The sequence below is a fragment of the Acidovorax sp. LjRoot204 genome, assembly GCF_056175785.1.
Genome location: NZ_JBGFFF010000012.1, coordinates 20,974 through 39,390, shown reverse-complemented (window position 1 = coordinate 39,390; position 18,417 = coordinate 20,974). Strand labels below are relative to the sequence as shown.

15 protein-coding genes and 1 pseudogene are annotated in these 18,417 nt (G+C 66.4%); 8 read left to right on the top strand and 8 right to left on the bottom strand.

Translation table 11 applies throughout. The features are described 5' to 3' along the window. Positions 1-55 precede the first annotated feature (55 nt). The 5 genes from bamC to AC04MI_RS04390 form a co-directional block, all read right to left on the bottom strand. Positions 56-1,153 carry an outer membrane protein assembly factor BamC gene (bamC, locus tag AC04MI_RS04410; RefSeq protein WP_108498376.1) on the bottom strand — a complete coding sequence of 366 codons (1,098 nt, stop codon included), beginning with the start codon at positions 1,151-1,153 and terminating at the stop codon, positions 56-58. A 47-nt stretch (positions 1,154-1,200) separates the two neighbouring features. Further along, positions 1,201-2,097: a 4-hydroxy-tetrahydrodipicolinate synthase gene (dapA, locus tag AC04MI_RS04405; RefSeq protein WP_436077951.1), complete on the bottom strand. Its 897-nt coding sequence runs from the start codon at positions 2,095-2,097 to the stop codon at positions 1,201-1,203. Positions 2,098-2,127: 30 nt separating this feature from the next. After that, the gene (locus AC04MI_RS04400; protein WP_436077950.1) at positions 2,128-2,682 is read right to left on the bottom strand and encodes a class I SAM-dependent methyltransferase; all 555 of its coding nucleotides are present in this window, start codon (positions 2,680-2,682) and stop codon (positions 2,128-2,130) included. 90 nt (positions 2,683-2,772) lie between these two features. Further along, the gene (locus AC04MI_RS04395) at positions 2,773-2,928 is read right to left on the bottom strand and encodes a hypothetical protein (RefSeq protein ID WP_165836555.1); all 156 of its coding nucleotides are present in this window, start codon (positions 2,926-2,928) and stop codon (positions 2,773-2,775) included. A gap of 15 nt (positions 2,929-2,943) precedes the next feature. Continuing rightward, the gene (locus AC04MI_RS04390) at positions 2,944-4,161 is read right to left on the bottom strand and encodes an MFS transporter (RefSeq protein WP_436077949.1); all 1,218 of its coding nucleotides are present in this window, start codon (positions 4,159-4,161) and stop codon (positions 2,944-2,946) included. A gap of 158 nt (positions 4,162-4,319) precedes the next feature. Between AC04MI_RS04390 and AC04MI_RS04385 the strand changes: the two genes are divergently transcribed. The 4 genes from AC04MI_RS04385 to AC04MI_RS04370 all read left to right on the top strand — a co-directional run bounded on the left by AC04MI_RS04385 (position 4,320) and on the right by AC04MI_RS04370 (position 11,614). Beyond that, on the top strand, positions 4,320-6,302 hold the full coding sequence (locus AC04MI_RS04385) for a DNA topoisomerase IV subunit B (RefSeq protein ID WP_056061737.1): 1,983 nt from the start codon (positions 4,320-4,322) through the stop codon (positions 6,300-6,302). Positions 6,303-6,327: 25 nt separating this feature from the next. Next, positions 6,328-7,176: a lytic transglycosylase domain-containing protein gene (locus AC04MI_RS04380; RefSeq protein ID WP_436077948.1), complete on the top strand. Its 849-nt coding sequence runs from the start codon at positions 6,328-6,330 to the stop codon at positions 7,174-7,176. Continuing rightward, a complete protein-coding gene (gene parC / locus AC04MI_RS04375) occupies positions 7,173-9,530 on the top strand; it encodes a DNA topoisomerase IV subunit A (RefSeq protein WP_260666859.1) in 2,358 nt (785 codons plus the stop codon). Before AC04MI_RS04380 ends, parC begins: the two co-directional genes overlap by 4 nt. A 293-nt stretch (positions 9,531-9,823) precedes the next feature. Beyond that, the gene (locus AC04MI_RS04370; RefSeq protein ID WP_436077947.1) at positions 9,824-11,614 is read left to right on the top strand and encodes a methyl-accepting chemotaxis protein; all 1,791 of its coding nucleotides are present in this window, start codon (positions 9,824-9,826) and stop codon (positions 11,612-11,614) included. A gap of 119 nt (positions 11,615-11,733) precedes the next feature. Here the strand turns inward: AC04MI_RS04370 and AC04MI_RS04365 are convergent, their stop codons facing one another. Continuing rightward, entirely contained in the window at positions 11,734-12,192 is a 459-nt protein-coding gene (locus tag AC04MI_RS04365) for a RidA family protein (RefSeq protein ID WP_008906002.1), read from the bottom strand. A 136-nt stretch (positions 12,193-12,328) separates the two neighbouring features. On the opposite strand from AC04MI_RS04365, the gene AC04MI_RS04360 reads away from it, so the two are divergent. The 4 genes and pseudogenes from AC04MI_RS04360 to AC04MI_RS04345 all read left to right on the top strand — a co-directional run bounded on the left by AC04MI_RS04360 (position 12,329) and on the right by AC04MI_RS04345 (position 17,619). Next, positions 12,329-14,896: a DNA internalization-related competence protein ComEC/Rec2 gene (locus AC04MI_RS04360; RefSeq protein ID WP_436077946.1), complete on the top strand. Its 2,568-nt coding sequence runs from the start codon at positions 12,329-12,331 to the stop codon at positions 14,894-14,896. Between the two features lie 85 nt (positions 14,897-14,981). After that, a complete protein-coding gene (locus tag AC04MI_RS04355) occupies positions 14,982-16,517 on the top strand; it encodes a circularly permuted type 2 ATP-grasp protein (RefSeq protein WP_099729780.1) in 1,536 nt (511 codons plus the stop codon). Between the two features lie 2 nt (positions 16,518-16,519). Next, a pseudogene (locus AC04MI_RS04350) lies at positions 16,520-16,627 on the top strand (alpha-E domain-containing protein); the annotation flags it as partial. Positions 16,628-16,659: 32 nt separating this feature from the next. After that, positions 16,660-17,619 carry an alpha-E domain-containing protein gene (locus tag AC04MI_RS04345; protein WP_055400923.1) on the top strand — a complete coding sequence of 320 codons (960 nt, stop codon included), beginning with the start codon at positions 16,660-16,662 and terminating at the stop codon, positions 17,617-17,619. Here AC04MI_RS04345 and AC04MI_RS04340 read toward each other — a convergent pair. Both AC04MI_RS04340 and AC04MI_RS04335 read right to left on the bottom strand, forming a co-directional pair. Beyond that, positions 17,585-18,094 (bottom strand): hypothetical protein, encoded by a 510-nt coding sequence (locus tag AC04MI_RS04340; protein ID WP_436077945.1) that lies wholly within the window; start codon positions 18,092-18,094, stop codon positions 17,585-17,587. The two genes, AC04MI_RS04345 and AC04MI_RS04340, sit on opposite strands and share 35 nt — an antisense overlap. Next, positions 18,091-18,372, bottom strand: a complete 282-nt coding sequence (locus AC04MI_RS04335) for a VF530 family protein (RefSeq protein WP_056061753.1) — start codon at positions 18,370-18,372, stop codon at positions 18,091-18,093. Before AC04MI_RS04335 ends, AC04MI_RS04340 begins: the two co-directional genes overlap by 4 nt. Positions 18,373-18,417 lie beyond the last annotated feature (45 nt).

The following is an 18,417-nucleotide window of genomic DNA, read 5'->3' as shown; positions in this document are numbered from 1 at the left end:
CCGCCAGAAGGCGGAGGGGGCTCCAGAGGTGTGGGTGGCGGCCTGCGGCCGGCTCTTATTTCAGATCGTCAGCAATCACGCGCACGATGCGCTCGGCATTGGCCGAGGACTCGGGGGCGCCAGCCTCATTGAGCACCGACACGGTGGTCGACTCACCCTGGCTGCGCACCACGATGCGGTACTTGAGCGGAGGTGTTGCGGAGGTGGAGCTGAAGAGCTTGCTGAAGAAGCCAGGCTCTTTCTTCACGGTGTCCGGAGCCACGTAGCGCACGAAGTACGTGCCCTCATTGCGGTTGCGGTCTTCCACGGTGAAGCCAGTGCGGTCCAGGGCCAGGCCCACCCGGCGCCAGGACCGGTCAAAGCCCTCGTCCAGCTGGACCACCGGCACATTGTTGACCGTGGCCATGCGGGCGGCCTGGGCACGCGCCGCGGGTGCTGCGGCCACTGCCTTGGATTGCTCCTGGCTGACGCCCAGCTTGACCATCAGGCGGCGCAGGAATTCGGTTTCGAGTTCCGGGTCTGACGGGCGGGGCTGCCAGACGGTGCTGTCTTTGGTGACGTTGCCATAGACCTCGACCATCCCGCGGTGGGTGATGTAGATCTCGGTACTGCCATTGGCATTGCGTTCCAGCCGGGTGCGGAACTTGTCCCGTTCGCCGGTCGAGTACAGGGACTCCATCAGCTTGCCAATGGTGGATCGGATGAAATCCTGGGGCAGTTTGGCGCGGTTCTCTGCCCAGTCGGTTTCCATGATGCCGACGTTGGCCTCGGACTGGGCCAGCGTGAAGCCGCTTTCCTGCCAGAAGTCGCGCACGGGCTCCCACAGCTTGTCGGCGGGGCGGTTGACCACCAGCCAGCGCTGGCTGCCGTCTCGTTCGATCCGCACGTCGCCCAGCGACAGGGCCGCCGCGTTGGCGTTGCCCGACGGCTGCGCGGCCTGGCCTGCCTGCATGGCAGCGGCAGACACCGAGCCACCTGGCATGGCGTAGCGCGAGTCGCGTGACAGCTGGGTGAGGTCCGGGGGGACTTCCAGTGACGAGCCCTTGGCGGCGCTCTTGTAGTCGATCTTGTCGCCCTCCAGAATGCTGGTGGAGCAGGCGGACAGGGCCATGACAAGAGCCAGCAGGCTCAGGCGGGTGGTAGCAGCTTTCACGCGGAAATCCTTGGGAAGTGTCTCTGAGAGCGGGCGCAAAGCCCGGATTAGATCAGGCCGCTGGTGCGCAGTGCCGACTCGACCACAGCCTCGTTGCTGCTGGCCAGGGGCGTCATGGGCAGGCGCATGGTGCCACCACACAGGCCCATGTGGGACATGGCCCACTTGACCGGAATGGGGTTGGCTTCGACAAACAGGTGCTTGTGCACCGGCATCAGCTGAAACTGGATCTGCATGGCGCGTTGCACGTTGCCGGCCAGTGCCGCCACGCACAGCTCGTGCATCAGGCGCGGGGCCACGTTGGCCGTCACGCTGATGTTGCCGTGGCCGCCGCACAGCATCAGGGCGACGGCGGTCGGGTCGTCGCCCGAGTACACGCCAAAGCCCTTGGGCACGTCACGGATGAGCCACTGGGCACGCTCGATGTTGCCAGTGGCTTCCTTGATGCCGATCACGCCGGGCACCTGGGCCAGGCGCAGCACGGTGTCGTGCTGCATATCGGCCACCGAGCGGCCGGGCACGTTGTACAGCACGATGGGCAGGTCGCCCGTGGCTTCTGCAATCGCCTTGAAGTGCTGGTACTGGCCCTCTTGGGTGGGCTTGTTGTAGTAGGGCACGACCTGCAGTTGGCTGTCGGCGCCCACGCCGCGCGCGAACTTGGCCAGCTCAATGGCCTCGGCGGTGGAGTTGGCGCCGCAGCCGGCCATGATGGGCACGCGCTTGGCGGACTGTTCCACGGCTACGCGGATGATTTCGCAGTGTTCTTCCACGTTCACCGTGGGGGACTCGCCCGTGGTGCCCACCACGCCGATGCAATCGGTGCCTTCGGCGATGTGCCAGTCGATCAGTTTGCGCAAGGTGGGGTAGTCCACGCTACCGTCCTCGTGCATGGGAGTGACGAGGGCGACGATGCTGCCGGTGAGTGGCACGGAAGAAGAAGTCATGTCCGCAGTGGTAAACGGTAAAAGGGCATTCTAACTAGCCCCGGTAGACAAAAGATGTCGTGAGGGTCCACCCGCCTGCGGGAGTTCCCGTACGGCCGTGATGCGTTGCACGAAACGCGCGGGTTCGTCGATGAAGCCGTCCTCATAAGCCACCACGCGCAGGTCCTGGCATGCCTGCAGCAGTTCGCCGTGCGCGAGCAGGAACTCCGCCCGCGCCGGGCGCCCCACGGTTTCGTTGCCCTGGGCGAACGTTTCGTAGAACAGCACCCCGCCCGGCGCCACGCTGGCCACGATGGTGGTCAGCAAGGGGCGCCACAGGTAGTTGGTGACAACCACGCCGCCAAACTGGCGGCCTGCAAAAGGCCAGGGGCCGTTTTCGATGTCAGCCTGCACCAGCTCGCCCAGCCCTTCGCAGGCGGCCAGCGCCTCGGCGGACCGGTCCACGCCGACCACGGTGTGCCCCAGTTCCCGCAGATGGCGCAGATGGCGCCCTGCGCCGCAGGCGACGTCCAGCACGGTGCTGTGGGGGGCGATCAGGTGGCTCCAGCGCCGCACCCATTCCGAAGGGGCTTCTGTACCGTGCATACCGTGCATAGGACTATAAAAATGATAGCTGTCAGCGCATGATTCACTAGCGCTTGCTGCCAAAAACGCTTCAAAAGCCTGCAGAGAGTGTCAAAAACATGCCCACATCTGGTCGGCTAGCAGCACCATGAATTCGGGCACGGTGTACAAGCCAAACACCACCAGGCACAGCAGCACGGCCACGGCACCGCCCAGCCAGCGCAGGGCACGCGGCGCGGGTTTGCGGGGCGGGGTGGTGTCGCTCATGCGGGGACAAACGGGTCAGGCGGGTTGGGGGCTGTTGCGCGCGATCGGACTTTCCTTGACTGGCAGGTTCACCAGCCCGGCAAAAATGCCCAGGCCGATCGCGATGTACCAGACGATATCGTAGCTGCCGGTGGCGTCATACAGATAGCCGCCCAGCCAGACGCCCAGGAAGCTGCCGATCTGGTGGCTGAAGAACACAAAGCCGCCCAGCATGGACAGGTGCTGCACCCCAAAGATTTGTGCAATGGTGGCGTTGGTGGGCGGCACGGTGGACAGCCACAGCGCGCCCATCGCCGCCGAGAACACGTACACCGACAGCGGCGACAGCGGTACCAGCAAAAAGATGCTGATCGCCACCGCGCGGGCAAAGTAGATGAAAGCGAGGATGTGGCGCTTGGGCATGCGCTGGCCCAGCGTGCCCGCGATGTAGGTGCCAAACACATTGAACAGTCCGATCAGCGCCAGCGCATAGCTGGCCACCTGGGGCGACAGGCCATGGTCCTTGAGGTAGCTGGGCATGTGCACGCCAATGAACACCACCTGAAAGCCGCACACAAAGTAACCGGCCATCAGCAGGTTGAAGCTGGGGTAGCGGAAGGCCTCGCCCAGCGCCTGCGCAATGGTCTGCTCGCGCTTGACCGGTGCCGAGCCCTTGAAACCCGGCTCCCGCAGGCCAAAGGCCAGCGGCACGATCAACAGCACTGCCATCGACAGCACCAGCAAGGCCTGCTGCCAGCCCAGGCCTGCAATCAGCCAGCCTTCGACCGGCACCATCAGGAACTGCCCGAACGAACCCGCAGCCGCTGCCACGCCCATGGCCCAGGAGCGTTTTTCGGGCGCAATCTGCCGCCCCAGCACACCATAGATCACCGCATAGGTGGTGCCCGCCTGCGCCGCGCCAATCAGCACACCGGCCGTCAGCGCAAACAGCATGGGCGTGGGCGACAGCGCCATGCCCGCCAGGCCCAGGGCATACAGGGCTGCACCGCCGAGCAGCACGCGGAAGGCCCCAAACCGGTCGGCCGCCATGCCCGCAAAAATCCCGATCACGCCCCAGGACAGGTTCTGGATGGCGATGGCCAGGGCGAACGACTGGCGCGTCCAGCCCATTTCCTGGGTGATGGGGAGAAGCCACAGCCCGAACCCGTGGCGGGTGCCCATGGACAGGGTCACGATGGCCGCGCCGCACGCCAGCACCTGGAACATGGATAGTTTGGGAGGATTCATATGCATGCGCAGGAATGTAGCCAGATTGGGCGAAACGCGCTGATACACCCGCGACCAATACAGTTGGCGGTGGGGGCGGCAGAAACTGCAGCGCTTGGCGCAGCGGTTTGGAGGGCTGGTTATTTATCCAGCTATTGCTGCGGTGCCGCACTACAATCCGCCCCATGGCAGCCAAACCCTCTTCTGTTTCCGCGAGCGAATACTCCGAAGGCTCAATCCGCGTGCTCAAGGGCCTGGAGCCCGTCAAGCAGCGCCCGGGCATGTACACCCGCACCGACAACCCCCTGCACATCATCCAGGAGGTGCTGGACAACGCCGCCGACGAGGCCCTCGCCGGCCACGGCAAGAAGATCCGCGTCACCCTGCACGCCGATGGCTCGGTCAGTGTGGAGGACGACGGCCGGGGCATCCCGTTTGGCCTGCACCCAGAAGAAAACGCGCCAGTGATCGAGCTGGTCTTCACCCGCCTGCATGCGGGTGGCAAGTTCGACAAGGGCAAGGGCGGTGCCTACAGCTTCTCGGGCGGCCTGCACGGCGTGGGCGTATCGGTCACCAACGCCCTGGCCACCCGGCTGGAGGCCACCAGCTACCGCGAAGGCAAGGCGGCGCGCCTGGTGTTCTCCGCCGGTGACGTGATCGAGCCTTTGGTCGCCCGCCCGCTGGAGGCGGGCGAGCGCAAGCAGGGCACCTCGGTGCGCGTGTGGCCCGACGCCAAGTATTTCGAATCCAGTGCCCTGCCCATGGGCGAGCTGACCCATCTGCTGCGCAGCAAGGCCGTGCTCATGCCCGGCGTGACGGTGCAGCTGGTCAACGAAAAAACCCGCGACACGCAGACCTGGCAGTACAAGGGCGGCCTGCGGGACTACCTGATGCAGACGCTCACCGGCGACCCGGTCATCCCGCTGTTTGAAGGCGAGGGTTTTGCCGACAGCGGCAACGAGAGCTTTGCCGAGGGCGAAGGGGCGGCCTGGGCGGTGGCCTTTACCGAAGACGGCCAGCCCATGCGCGAGAGCTACGTCAACCTGATCCCCACCAGCGCGGGTGGCACCCACGAAAGTGGCCTGCGCGACGGCCTGTTCAACGCGGTCAAGAGCTTTATCGAGCTGCACAGCCTGTTGCCCAAGGGCGTGAAGCTGCTGCCCGAGGACGTGTTTGCGCGCGCCAGCTATGTGCTCTCGGCCAAGGTGCTGGACCCGCAGTTCCAGGGCCAGATCAAGGAGCGCCTGAACTCGCGCGACGCCGTGCGCCTGGTCAGCGGCTTCGTACGCCCGGCGCTGGAGCTGTGGCTGAACCAGCACGTTGATTACGGCAAGAAGCTGGCCGAGCTGGCCATCAAGGCCGCGCAGACGCGCCAGAAGGCCGGGCAGAAGGTTGAAAAGCGCAAGGGCTCGGGCGTGGCTGTGCTGCCGGGCAAGCTCACCGACTGCGAAAGCAGGGACATCGCCCACAACGAGGTCTTTCTGGTGGAGGGCGATTCGGCCGGTGGCAGCGCCAAGATGGGCCGCGACAAGGAAAGCCAGGCCATCCTGCCGCTGCGCGGCAAGGTGCTCAACACCTGGGAGGTCGAGCGCGACCGCCTGTTTGCCAACAACGAAATCCACGACATCTCGGTAGCGATTGGCGTGGACCCGCATGGCCCCAACGACACGCCGGACCTGAGCGGTCTGCGCTACGGCAAGATCTGCATCCTGTCAGATGCCGACGTGGACGGCTCGCACATCCAGGTGCTGCTGCTCACGCTGTTCTTCCGCCACTTCCCCAAGCTCATCGAGACCGGCCACATCTATGTGGCGCGCCCACCGCTGTTTCGCGTGGATGTGCCTGCGCGCGGCAAGAAGCCTGCGGCCAAGATGTATGCGCTGGACGATGGGGAGCTGACGGCCATCCTCGACAAATGCGCCAAGGATGGTGTGGCACGCGAGAAGTGCCAGATCAGCCGCTTCAAGGGCCTGGGCGAAATGAACGCCGAGCAGCTGTGGGAAACCACCCTCAATCCCGACACCCGCCGCCTGCTGCCCGTGCAGCTGGGGGATGTGGACTTTGCCGCCACCGAAGGCCTCATCACCAAGCTCATGGGCAAGGGCGAGGCCGCCGCGCGCCGCGAGCTCATGGAGCTGCATGGCGACGCGGTGGAGATCGATATCTGACCGAGGGCTGTCCGACAGGTCTGCCATGAGGAATCCAAACAAGAATGGCGTCATGCGCTGGTACTTATTGGGTTGTTTGCTCTGTTTTTTGCAGCAAACGGCCCATGCAGACCTGTGGGCGCATGTGGATGAGCGCGGCGTGACGCACTTTGCGTCCGAGCAGGTCGATGCGCGCTACCAGCTGTTTTTTCGGGGCAACGACTTCGACTCCACCCGCGATGCACCGGCCAATGCATCGCCCATGCCCTATGCGCTTCCCGTAGCGGGTGCGCGTCTGCTGGCGTTTTTTGACATTGCGCCGGACTACAAGCGCGTCAAGCACCACCTGCGCGCTGCGTCCAGCCAACATGGTGTGGACTACGAGCTGCTGCAGGCCGTGATCGCCACCGAATCCGGCTTTGACGCCGCCGCCGTGTCGCCCAAAGGCGCCGTGGGCCTGATGCAGGTCATGCCCGCCACGGCCAGCCGTTTTGGTGTGAATGCGGACAAGAAGCGCTCGGTCGAGCAAAAGCTCGCCGACCCCGCCGTGAACGTGCCCACCGGCACCCGTTACCTGCGCTACCTGCTGGACCTGTTCCCTGGCCGCATGGACCTGGCCGTGGCCGCCTATAACGCCGGCGAAGGCGCGGTGCAAAAGGCGGGCAACCAGATACCGGCCTTCAGGGAAACCCAGAACTATGTGCGCACCGTGCTGGGCCTGTATGCCCAGCTCAAGCCCCCGGCGCCGGTGCTGGCCCAGCGTGCGCTGCCCGGTCGCGTGCGCATGGAGCTGTCGGGCGGCGCGCAGAACCGGGGCAACCTGCCGCCCACCCGCGTGGCGCAGACACCCACCGCTCCCCAGAACGTGAATCCAGAAACTGTACCCAACGAATGAGCGACCAACCCACTCTCGATTTCACCACCGCAGGCGATGACGGGGGCGACTCCCTGGGCCTGGCGGGCTATGCCCAGCGTGCCTACCTGGAGTACGCACTGTCGGTCGTCAAGGGCCGCGCGCTGCCCGACGTGTGCGACGGCCTCAAGCCCGTGCAGCGGCGCATTCTGTATTCGATGGACCGCATGGGCCTGGGCTACAGCGGCCCCACGCGCAACACGGCCGCCAAACCGGTCAAGAGCGCCCGCGTGGTGGGCGATGTGCTGGGCCGCTTCCACCCGCATGGCGATCAGTCGGCCTATGACGCGCTCGTGCGCATGGCGCAGGACTTTGCCCAGCGCTACCCGCTGATCGACGGCCAGGGCAACTTCGGCAGCCGCGACGGCGACGGCGCTGCGGCCATGCGCTACACCGAGGCCCGCCTGTCGCGCATCACCAGCCTGCTGCTGGATGAGATCGACGAAGGCACGGTCGATTTCATGCCCAACTACGACGGCAGCACGGAGGAGCCGCGCCAGCTGCCCGCACGCCTGCCGTTCGCGCTGCTCAATGGCGCCAGCGGCATTGCCGTAGGTCTGGCCACCGAAATCCCCAGCCACAACCTGCGCGAGATCGCCGACGCCTGCATTGCGCTCATCAAGACGCCCTCGCTGAGCCAGGAAGACCTGCTCGCGCTGGTGCCCGGCCCGGACTACCCCGGCGGCGGCCAGATCATCAGTAGCGCGGGCGACATTGCCGATGCCTACCGCACCGGCCGTGGCAGCCTCAAGGTGCGCGCGCGCTGGAAGATCGAAGACATGGCGCGTGGCCAGTGGCAGCTGGTGGTGAACGAGTTGCCGCCCGGCGTGAGCACGCAAAAGGTGCTCGAAGAGATCGAGGAAATCACCAACCCCAAGGTCAAGGCCGGCAAAAAGGCGCTCTCGCAAGACCAGACCCAGCTCAAGGCCAGCATGCTGGCTGTGCTGGATGTGGTGCGCGACGAATCGAGCAAAGACGCGCCCGTGCGCCTGGTGTTCGAGCCCAAGACGGGCAAGACCCCGCAGCAGGAGCTGATCACCGCCCTGTTGGCTCACACCAGCCTGGAAACCTCGGCCCCCATCAACCTCACCATGGTGGGGCTCGATGGCAAGCCCGTGCAGAAGTCGCTGCGTGTGATGCTGGAAGAGTGGATTGCTTTCCGCCAGACCACCATCACCCGCCGAAGCCAGCACCGGCTGGACAAGGTGCTGGACCGCATCCACATCCTCGAAGGGCGGCAGACCGTGCTGCTCAACATCGACGAGGTGATCGCGATCATCCGTGCGGCCGAGGAGCCCAAGGCCGCGCTCATCGCGCGCTTCAACCTGAGCGACCGGCAGGCCGAGGACATCCTCGAAATCCGCCTGCGCCAACTCGCACGGCTCGAAGCCATCAAGATCGAACAAGAGCTGAAAGAACTGCGCGAAAGCCAGGGCAAGCTCGAAGACATCCTGAACAACCCCGGCTCGCTGCGCCGCACCATGGTCAAGGAGATCGAGGCGGACGCGAAGACCTTTGCCGACGCACGCCGCACCCTCATCCAGGCCGAGAAAAAGGCCGTGGCCGAGGTGAAGGTGGTGGACGAGCCTGTGACCGTGGTCGTCTCGCAAAAAGGCTGGGTGCGCGCCCGCACCGGCCATGGCCACGAGGCCGCCAGCTTTGCCTTCAAGGCAGGTGACGGGCTGTACGGCACGTTCGAGTGCCGCACGGTGGATACCCTGCTGGCGTTTGGCAGCAATGGCCGCGTTTACTCGGTGGCCGTGTCGCTGCTGCCCGGTGCGCGTGGCGACGGCCAGCCGGTGACCACGCTCATCGAGCTGGAATCGGGCACGCAACTGCTGCACTACTTTGCGGGGCCAGCCAACGCCACGCTGCTGTTGTCCAACTCGGGCGGCTACGGCTTTCTGGCGGCGGTGGAAAACATGGTCTCGCGCCAAAAGGGCGGCAAGGCCTTCCTTACCCTGGGCGAGGGCGAAACCGTGTGTGTGCCATCACACGCTGCGGGCACCACGGGCAGCAAACCGGTGCTGCCGGCCACGCACGTGGCCTGCGCGTCCACGGGCGGGCGCATCCTGACCTTCGAGATCACCCAGCTGAAAACCATGGCCAATGGCGGCCGGGGGCTGATGCTGATCGACCTGGAAGACAAGGACCAGCTCGCAGGCGCGGCGGCCTACACGCGCAGCATTCGCCTCGATGGCGTGGGCCGGGGCGGCAAGCAGCGTGATGAGACGCTGGAGATCCGCAGCCTGAACAACGCCCGTGCCGCGCGCGGCCGCAAGGGCAAGGCAGCAGACCTGGGCTTCAAGCCCACGACAGTGACGCGCGTCGAGTAAGGACAGCTCACACGACGCCTCCGGCGCTGTTGCCGCGTCCTGCAGCCACACCCGAACTGCAGCATTGCCTGCGGCGCAGCGCTCGGCCGGGGCCGTATCGCTGCGTTTTTTTGCCGCTTCAATCGTCGCCGCTGCCAGTGGAGCGGGGTGCGCGAAACGGGTTTGCCGCACCCGGTGCGTTTGGCGGCGCCTCCGATCGTGCTTGGGGATGACCCTCATGCGGCCGCTCCTGGTTTGTGCAATTGTCGGAAAGCGAGCAACATCTCGTGACAAACACACTCCAGGAGACCTCCATGCCTAAACAATTGAGGATGGCCCACAAGCTGTGGCTGGCTGTGATTCTGATCGTGGTCATGCTGGTCGCCGTGGTGGGGTTTGCGGCCTACCGCTCTGCAAAAGTGCAAGCCCAGGCCGATGCCGTGAGCAAGGACATGGAGGCGCGGGTTCAGGCCGCCCTGCGCTGGTCGGGGTTGACCGAAACCAATGCAGCGCGCACCCAGGCGCTGATCGTGAGCAACGACCCAGCGGTGGAAGCCGAGTTCAAGGACGTCATTGCGGCCACGTCGGCGCAGATCAGCGAGGTGCAGAAGTCGCTCGAATCCATGGCCTTGTCCGACGCCGACAAGGCCCAGATGAACAAGATTGCGGCCGCCCGCAAGACCATGATCGATCTGCGTGGCGAGGCCCGCAAGCTCAAGAGTGACGGTCAGCAAGATCAGGCCGTGACGCTGATCAACCAGAAGTACAACCCCTCCGTGGCGGCCTACCTCGCTGCTCTGCGCGAGTTTGTGGCCCAACTGCAGAAGAACGCCGCAGAGACGCAGGTGGCGATGGCAGCCTCACGCATGCTCACCGTCAAGATCGCCGCGGTGGCCGTGGGCCTGCTGCTGCTGGCCATCATCGTGGGGGCGTATTACCTGATTGGCAGCATTCAGCGGCCCTTGGCCCAGGCCAATGGACTGGCCGAACGCATTGCAGGTGGCGACCTGAGCCTGCAGGAGGCTGTCACGCGCAGCGACGAGTTTGGCGATCTGTTGCGCTCGCTTTATGCCATGAGCAATGCGTTGGGGCGCATGGTGCACCAGGTGCGCCAAAGCACGGACAGCATTGCCATCGCCAGCGCAGAGATCGCGACCGGCAACCAGGACCTGTCGGCCCGCACCGAGCAGACCTCCAGCAACCTGCAGGAGACGGCCGCCGCGATGGAAGAGTTCACCAGCACCATCCAGCAAAGCGCGGGCAGCGCCCAGCAGGCCAGCAGCCTGGCAGCGGGTGCCACCGGCGTGGCGCGCCGGGGCGGCGAGGTGGTGACCCAGGTGGTGGCCACCATGGAGGACATCAACCACAGCAGCAAGAAGATCGCAGACATCATTGGCGTGATCGACGGCATTGCGTTCCAGACCAACATCCTGGCGCTCAATGCGGCGGTGGAGGCCGCGCGTGCCGGCGAGCAAGGCCGGGGCTTTGCCGTGGTGGCGAGTGAGGTGCGCAGCCTGGCCCAGCGCAGTGCCGAGGCGGCCAAGGAGATCAAGCAGCTCATCAGCGCGTCGGTGGAGAAGGTGGAGACCGGCTCGCGCCTGGTGTCCGATGCGGGCACGACCATGACCGACATCGTGCAGTCGGTGCAGCGCGTGACCGACATGATCGGCGAGATCACCGCCGCATCGTCCGAGCAGAGCGCGGGGGTGTCGCAGGTCAACAAGGCGATCAGCAACCTCGACCAGATGACCCAGCAGAACGCCGCCCTGGTGGAAGAAAGCGCTGCGGCAGCACAAAGCCTGCGCGAGCAGGCCGATCACCTGGCGCGCGAGGTATCCATGTTCAAGGTCAACGCCGCCAGCTACGGGCCTGCGCAGGCCGCCATTGGGGTCGCGCGCGGTGCGGCCAAGGCGACAACCGCCATGCCCGCCACCCGCAACAAGCCCGCAGCGTCCGCCACTGCGGGCGGTGCCCCTGCAGCCCGCATCAGCACTGCGAGTGCCCCGGCGGCACCGGCGAAATCGCCTGCATCATCGGCAGGCGTGAAGCAAGGCGCCAAGCACGGTGCCACGGCCGGGGCGGAAGAGGACTGGGAATCTTTCTGACACGCTGAGGTGGGTGCCCCCGGCTGCCGCAGGCCCAGGCGGCGGGACCCTGCGCTGCACAGGCAACAAAAAACCCATGGCAGTGATGCCATGGGTTTTTTGCTGGGGCGCGCGGTCTGTCAGGCCAGTTCGGCGATCAGTTCGATCTCCACGCACGCGCCCATGGGGATCTGGGCCACGCCGAAGGCGCTGCGGGCGTGCACGCCCTTCTCGCCAAACACTTGGCCCAGCAGTTCGCTGGCGCCGTTGGTCACCAGGTGCTGCTCGGTGAAGTCGCCCGTGGAGTTCACCAGGCTCATGACCTTGACGATGCGTTTGACACGGTTCAGGTCGCCGCCGCAGGCGGCTTGCAGCGTGCCCATCAGGTCGATGGCCACAGCACGCGCAGCCTGCTTGCCTTCTTCGGTGCCGATGTCGCGGCCAAACTGTGCAGCCCAGGGCTTGCCGTCCTTGCGAGCGATGTGGCCGCTCAGGAACACCAGGTTGCCCGTCTGCACATAGGGCACGTAGGCGGCGGCAGGCACCGACACGGGGGGCAGGGTGATGTTGAGTTCTTTCAGCTTGTCGTAAACGCTCATGGTGGTCCTCGTTAGGAAGTGTGGGTGGATAGACGAGAGCGGTCTGGTGCGCAGGCCGCCGAGCGCGGTAAGTGTTACACAGCACCCCACCATCGCGCCGACGTGGCAGGCCCTGGCGGCGCATTAGCATCAGCGCATGTCCGCCATAAGCGCCTCTAATGCCACGACGCTGTCCGCCACAGGCTGGGGCGTGGAGGGGCCATTGCCCCCGCGTCCGTGGCTGCTGCCCGCTGTGTTGCTGGGCGTGGTGGCCGGGGCTGCGCTGCAGCTGCAGCAGCCCACGCTGTGGTCCGCTGCGGCCTATGGGTGGCTGCTGGCGGCTGGCTTGCTGCTGGGCGGTGGTGTGGTGGCCGCCGCGCGGCGGCGCCCAGGGCTTCGCTGGGCTCGCAGTGCCATCGCCATGGCGCCCTGGCTGATGTTGCTGGCGGGGGCGCTGGCCATGGCGGGAGGCACCGGCCTGCGGGCCGTGGCCTACCAGGCACAGGCATTGCCGGCAGCGTTGGAGGGCAAGGACCTGCGCATCACCGGCGTGGTGGCCGCCATGTCGCAGATCAACGAGGCGGGCACCCGCTGGCGCATGGTGGTGGAGGGAGCGACGCTGCAAGGCGCGCCGGTGTCCTTGCCGCCCCTGGTGGATGTGGCCTGGTATGGCGGCGCTTTCGGCGGTGCGGGCGAGGTGCTGGACCTGCAGCGCCAGCCCGCCCCGGTGCGTGCGGGCGAGCGGTGGCAGATCACCGTGCGCCTGAAGGCGCCCCATGGCCTGCGCAACCCGCATGGCTTTGACTACGAACTGTGGATGTGGGAGCAGGGCCTGCAGGCCACGGGCTACGTGCGCGCGAGCCCCAAGGACGAGCCGCCGGTGCGTGTGGCCGCCACCTGGCAGTACCCGGTGGAGCAGTTGCGCCAGCGTGTGCGGGACGCCATCCTGGAGCGCCTGGTATTCGGGCAGGATGGCTCGGGCAATGACATCGCCGACCCCACCCGCACGCGCACGGCGGGCGTGGTGGCGGCGCTGGTCACCGGCGACCAGCGTGCCATTGACCGTGCAGACTGGGATGTGTTCCGTGCCACCGGGGTGGCCCACCTCATGAGCATTTCGGGTCTCCACATCACGCTGTTCGCCTGGCTGGCGGCGCTGGTGGTGCGGGCGTTGTGGCGGCGCTCGCCCCGGTTGAGCCTGGCGGTGCCTGCGCAATCCGCCGCACTGGTGTCGGGTGTGCTGCTGGCCACGGCCTACGCCCTGTTCAGCGGCTGGGGCGTGCCTGCGCAGCGCACCGTGACCATGCTGGCCATCGTGGGGCTGCTGCAGCTGAGCGGGCGCCGCTGGCCCTGGCCCCAGGTGTGGCTGCTGGCCTGTGGGGCCGTGGTGGTGCTGGACCCCTGGGCGCTGGCACAGGCAGGTTTCTGGCTGAGCTTTGTGGCTGTGGGGGTGCTATTTGCTACTAATCCAATAGCTACAGGGGCAAGTAGCACTGGCGCTACAGGCCATTTTTATGCATTGGTGCGCGAGCAGTGGGTGGTCACGCTGGCGCTCACGCCCCTGGGCTTGCTGCTGTTTGGCCAGGTGTCGCTGGTGGGTCTCGTCGCCAACCTGGTGGCCATCCCCTGGGTGACGCTGGTGGTCACGCCGCTGGCGCTGGGGGGCGTGTTGTGGGCGCCGCTGTGGAGTGCGGCGGCCCTCAGCCTGCAGCCGTTCACCGCGTTGCTGCAGTGGCTGGCGCAGTGGCCCTGGGCCGCTGTGTTTTTGCCTGCCGCGCCGCTGTGGGCGGGTGTGGCGGCGGTGGCAGGGGGCGCGCTCTTGGCCATGCGCCTGCCCTGGCGCCTGCGTTTGCTGGCGTTGCCCCTGCTGCTGCCGGTGTTGTGGTGGCAGCCCGAGCGGCCGGCTGCGGGGCAGTTGGAGCTGCTGGCCGCCGACATCGGCCAGGGCAATGCCGTGCTGGTGCGCACGGCCACGCACACCCTGCTGTATGACGCGGGGCCGCGCTTCAGCCGCGAGAGCGATGCGGGCCACCGCGTGCTGGTGCCGCTGCTGCGGGCGCTGGGGGAGCAGGTGGATGTGCTCATGCTCAGCCACCGCGATGCCGACCACACGGGCGGCGCAGCGGCCGTGCTGGCCCAGCAGCCACGCGCCGAACTGACCGGCTCCATCGAAGCCGAGCACGCCCTGCAGCGCCTGCGCCCCAGCAGGCCCTGCCTGGCAGGCCAGCGCTGGGAGTGGGATGGCGTGGCTTTTGAGGTGCTGCATCCGCTGCCCGGTGACGACGCCCCTGTGGCGGCCAAGGCCCCGCGTCCCAATGCACTCAGCTGCGTGCTGCGCATCACGGCCGCCGGGCCCGAGGGCGGGACGGCCCTGCTGGTGGGCGACATCGAGGCACTGCAGGAGCAAGCCTTGCTGGCGCGCAGTGCGCCCTTGCGGGCCGACCTGTTGCTGGTGCCGCACCACGGCAGCAAGACCTCGTCGTCGGCGGCTTTTCTGGAGGCTGTCCAGCCGCGCACCGCTTTGGTGCAGGCTGGTTATCGCAACCGCTTCGGTCATCCGGCGCCGGATGTGCTGCAGCGCTACCGTACGCGCCAGATTGCGGTGGTGGAATCGTCGCGCTGCGGGGCCGCCCGCTGGTCCTCGTCGCAGCCTGGGCAGGTGGCCTGCGAACGCGACACGGGCGAGCACTACTGGCAGCACCGCATGGTGCCACGGGACGACTGATTCGGGGCCGATGGCGCAGCGCCGCCAGGGGTGTTGGGCGGGGGTGGGCTCACAACTTGCTATCCTGATCGCAGGAGGCCCGTTCATGCAGAAATTTGACGAGATGTACGCCATGCTGCCGTTTGATGGCAGCGACGTGCGGGAACACTACAAGCGCTATGCGCAGTGGTTGAGCAAACAGCCCCCTGACGTGATGCAGGCCCGCAGGGCCGAAGCCGAGATGATCTTCCGGCGCGTGGGCATCACCTTCGCCGTCTACGGCGCCAAGGATGAAGGCGGCGCAGGCAACGAGCGGTTGATCCCGTTCGACCTGATCCCCCGCATCATTCCGGCCCACGAGTGGGCCAGCATGCAGCAGGGGCTGGTGCAGCGTGTCACGGCGCTCAACCGTTTCATCCACGACGTCTACCACGGCCAGGACATCATCCGCGCCGGCATCGTGCCCGCCGACCTCATCCTGAACAACGCGCAATACCGCCCCGAGATGGCTGGCGTGCATGTGCCGCAAGACATTTACGCGCACATCGCAGGCATCGACATCGTGCGCGCCCCCGATGCCCAGGGCAATGGTGAGTACTACGTGCTCGAAGACAACCTGCGCGTGCCCAGCGGTGTGAGCTACATGCTCGAAAACCGCAAGATGATGATGCGGCTGTTCCCCGAGCTGTTCAGCCTGCACAAGGTGGCGCCGGTGGCCCACTACCCCGACATGCTGCTCGAAACCCTGCGCGCCAGCGCCCCCGCCACGGCGGATGAGCCCACGGTGGTGGTACTCACGCCCGGCATGCACAACAGTGCGTACTTCGAGCACGCCTTCCTGGCCCAGCAGATGGGGGTGGAGCTGGTGGAGGGCCAGGACCTGGTGGTCAAGGACAAGTTCGTGTACATGCGCACCACACGCGGCCTGCAGCGGGTGGACGTGATCTATCGCCGCGTGGACGATGACTTCCTCGACCCCCAAGTCTTCCGCCGCAATTCCACCCTGGGCTGCTACGGCCTCATGGAGGCTTACCGCGCGGGCAACGTAGGCATCTGCAACGCTGTGGGCACGGGCGTGGCGGACGACAAGTCCGTCTACCCCTATGTGCCGGAGATGATCCGCTTCTACCTGGGCGAGGAGCCCATCCTGAAGAACGTGCCCACCTGGATGTGCCGCAAGCAGGACGACCTGCAGCACGTGCTGGCCAACCTCAAGGACCTGGTGGTGAAGGAGGTGCACGGCGCGGGCGGCTACGGCATGCTCATCGGCCCTGCCGCTACGCAGGCCGAGATCGAGGACTTTCGCCGCGCGCTGCTGGCCAACCCGGCGGGCTACATCGCGCAGCCCACGCTCAGCCTGTCGAGCTGCCCCACGTATGTGGAAAGCGGCATTGCCCCGCGCCACATCGACCTGCGCCCCTTTGTGCTCAGCGGTCGCGAGGTGCAGATGGCCGCCGGCGGCCTCACGCGCGTGGCGCTGCAGGAGGGCTCGCTGGTGGTGAATTCGTCGCAGGGCGGCGGCACCAAGGACACCTGGGTGCTGGGCGAGGGTACGCCTGCAGCGCAACCCAAGGCCGTGCAATCCCAGTCGCAATCGCAGGGACAAGGTCAGTCGCAAAGTCAATCGCAAGGGAGCCTGTGAACATGCTGAGCCGCACCGCCGACCATCTGTTCTGGATGTCCCGCCACACCGAGCGGGCTGAAAACGCCGCCGAAAGCGGGGTTTCACCACAACACAGCCAGCGTGCGCAGCACGCGCGGGGTTCTCTGCCCGGGGAGGAAAAATGCTAAGTCGCACTGCCGATCATCTGTTCTGGATGTCCCGATATACAGAGCGGGCAGAGAACACAGCAAGAATGCTCAATGTGAGCTATGAGACCTCCCTGTTGCCCCAGGCTGCCGATGTGGCGCAAAAAGGCTGGGAGGGCCTGCTGTCCATCAGCGAGCTGATCCCTGCCTACACCGCCAAGCATGGTGAAGTGACGCCCGCCAACGTGCTGGAGTTCATGGTGCACGACGGCAACAACCCGTCGTCCATCCTGTCGTGCCTGCGCGCCGCACGCGAGAACGCGCGGGCCGTGCGCGGTGCGCTCACCACCGAGGTGTGGGAGACGCAGAACCAGACCTGGCTGGAACTGCACCGGCAATTGGAAGGCGGCGCGTTTGAGCGCGACCCAGGCCAGTTCTTTGAATGGGTGAAGTACCGCTCGCACCTCTCACGCGGCGTGGTGCTGGGCACCATGCTGCAGGACGAGGCGTTTCACTTCTTGCGCATGGGCACCTTTCTGGAGCGCGCGGACAACACCGCGCGCCTGCTGGATGTGAAGTTCCACGCGGTCAAGAACGACTTCTTTGGCCGCCCCAGTGACCGCAACCAGGAAAGCGACTTCTACCACTGGAGCGCCATCTTGCGCAGCGTGTCGGCGTTCGAGGTGTACCGCAAGGTCTACCGCGACGTGATCACGCCGGGCCGCGTGGCCGACCTGCTGATCCTGAGCCGCGACATGCCGCGCTCGCTGCACGCGTGCCTGCGGGAGGTGGTGGACAACCTGGCCGTGCTGGCCAACGGGCAGTCCGCCGAGACCAGCCGCAGGGCAGGGCGCCTGCTGGCCGACCTGCAGTACGGCCGCATCGACGAAATCCTGGCGACCGGGCTGCACGCGTTCCTCACGCAGTTCCTGGACCGGGTGAACGACCTGGGTGGCGGCATCAGCCGCGATTTTCTGGTGACGTCCGGCGATTGAAAACCAGCAGGGCGGCGCCATGCCAGGCCAGCCCTGCTGCGTAGGGAATGAGCGGTGCCCAGGGAGCGCCCAGCCAGGCCCTTGCCTGGGGGCTGCTGAACCACGCTAACCAGGCGGGCAGGGTTGCACCCCATGGTGTGTGCAGGTGGGCCTGCAGTACGCCACAGGCGGTAAGCCCCAGGCCCACCAGCGTGCCCACCGCGATGCCGTAGGCCACCGGCAGCTTGCGGCGGCCCGCCATGGCCATGAAGGCTGCACTGAAGAACACCCCCAGGAACACGGTGGCCAGCCAGGCCACCGGCCACCAGCCTGCATCACCGGCTCCAGACCGGGCCACCAGCAGCGCGTTGAAACCGCCCATGGCGCCCAGCGCCAGCAGTGGTACCAGAAAGTTGCGATACCGCGCGCTCAGCTGTGCCGAATGCGCTGCCTGATTGGGCGTTGTTGCGGTATGGCTGCGCGCATCGCTGGTCATTCTTGCGCGTTGCGCCGCTGGTCCCGCAGCATGAAGAGGTAGAGGCTTTCGACCTTCTCGCGCGCCCAGGGGGTCTTGCGCAGGAACTTGAGGCTGGAGCCCACGCTGGGGTCGATCTGGAAGCAGCGGATGGGAATCTGCCGCCCCAGCTCATCCCAGCCAAAGTAGTCGGCCAGGCCCACGACCATGGCTTCGAGTGTCACGCCGTGCAGGGGGTTGCGCGGCTGGGTGGGCTTGTTGGCCGGTGGGGCGGGTGGCGGGGTCTCTGGAGTGCTCATGGCTCCAAGCATACAGACTGGGAGCGTGAACACGCCCTGAGGGCA